Annotated in this window: 1 protein-coding gene; it reads left to right on the plus strand. The window is 46.7% G+C overall.

The annotated features are described in order from the left end of the window. A partial coding sequence (locus NK662_RS24730; RefSeq protein ID WP_254761369.1) for a hypothetical protein occupies nucleotides 1–227 on the plus strand: 227 nt, incomplete at its 5' end. Between the last annotated feature and the right edge of the window lie 328 nt (nucleotides 228–555).

The following is a 555-nucleotide window of genomic DNA, read 5'->3' on the forward strand; positions in this document are numbered from 1 at the left end:
GGGAGCTGAAGCATGGAGATGCTGCCAGTACACTGGAGCACTGTGGTGATTCATCAACAGGATTAACCGGATCTTCTCTCTCTTTCTTCTTCTACCCCATCTCTCCTCTTCACTTCTCTCTTTGCTCTCTTGTTTTTCAGCTAAAGCTCCTTGTGCAGGTTGTTGGCCATGGTGGTGGGGTTCATCAAGTTATTGCTTGGTCAAAAATGGAGCATGGAAGAGGCTAACAGATGACCCATATTTGGCATGCAAGGTTGTTTCGCTATGCGTTTGCCAGATCTGGCTCGCATCTTAGATAAAGGTCATCATTCATGTTTAATGGCCAGCAAGGCAGCAACTACACCATTAATTTCCACAAGGGATTGGGATGAGATATGATTCAAGCTGATGGATGCTTTACAAAAGTCACTTCATGTGCTTGACATGCATGCGCGTGCAGTCCCATTCTGAGAGTAAACTCTTGCAGCAGCGCGTGGCGGAGAGGGGGTAACCTAGTTTTTAAGATTCAAATGACCTTTTTTTTAAGGGCCTCAATCTTGGCGCGGCTGGAGACGG

Origin of the sequence: Ectobacillus ponti (assembly GCF_024294785.1) — a bacterium.
Classification (GTDB): Bacteria; Bacillota; Bacilli; order Bacillales; family Bacillaceae_G; genus Ectobacillus; species Ectobacillus ponti.